The organism is Pseudomonas sp. Y24-6 (genome assembly GCF_020295325.1).
In the GTDB taxonomy this organism is placed as follows: domain Bacteria; phylum Pseudomonadota; class Gammaproteobacteria; order Pseudomonadales; family Pseudomonadaceae; genus Aquipseudomonas; species Aquipseudomonas gregormendelii.
In genome coordinates this window covers 1-509 of record NZ_JACBXG010000054.1, presented here as the reverse complement: position 1 = coordinate 509, position 509 = coordinate 1, and the positions used below count along the sequence as shown (strand labels likewise).

General features: G+C 56.6%; 1 pseudogene. It reads right to left on the bottom strand.

Annotated elements, in window-relative coordinates:
• Positions 1–254: pseudogene (locus tag HYI44_RS29215) on the bottom strand (hypothetical protein); the annotation flags it as partial.
• Between the last annotated feature and the right edge of the window lie 255 nt (positions 255–509).

The window sequence follows — 509 nt, the reverse complement described above, 5'->3', positions numbered from 1 at the left end:
TCCTTCATCGTCTTCATGCTCTCCTGCATGGCGGCGTGTCGCTCGGCAGGGGTCTTGGCGGCGGCTGCCTTGTCGTGTGCAGCCTGCATTTTTTGCATTTGCTCGGTCATGACATTGTTTTGCATCGGCGTAGCTGCTTCGCTTGTCTTGGCGGGCGCGGTCTGCCCCTCCGGGTGATGCTCATCGACTGCCGAGGCGATAAGTGGGCTGCTCACGAGCAGGGTGGCGAGGATAAATTTCAATGTGGCATGCATGGCAATCTCCAAAGGGTCAGGACAACTCAGGTAATACCAAGCCGCGCCAGGTTGGCGCAGTCAGACAGTGCGCCGAAGATCGGCGCGCAGAAGGTCGGATTAATCGTTGAAACGGACGAAAATCAGGCGGGCAGGAGGTCTGGCCGGTACAGGACGCCGTAATGCAAGAAAGGCAAAAGCGGAGGGATTGGCGGGATACAAAATCAGCAACGCTGGGATAAGGAGCAGAAACGTCCAACTGAACAGGTCAAATAT